Annotated in this window: 1 protein-coding gene; it reads left to right on the forward strand. The window is 67.1% G+C overall.

Features of this window, described 5'->3' with window-relative positions:
* On the forward strand, nucleotides 1-237 hold a 237-nt coding region (locus ACSNOK_RS36180; protein ID WP_436784886.1), incomplete at both ends, for a hypothetical protein.

Here is a 237-nt window from a genome sequence, read left to right on the forward strand (position 1 = left end):
GTCCTCATCGCGGTGATCGGGGTGCTCGCGGTGGGCGGCACCGTGCTGGCCGGCGAGATCTACGAGGCGGTGGTGGCCAACGACGGCATCGCCGTGTTCGACCAGCCGATTCTCGAGTCGATCCTTGCCAACCGGACGCCGGCGCTGACCTCGACCATCTCGGTGTTCAGCCAGTCCGGGGGATCGCTATGGATGAGCATCATCACCGGCATCGCCGTCACCGCCCTGTGCGTGGTC

The sequence above is a fragment of the Streptomyces sp. URMC 126 genome, assembly GCF_051386555.1.
Lineage (GTDB): Bacteria > Actinomycetota > Actinomycetes > Streptomycetales > Streptomycetaceae > Streptomyces.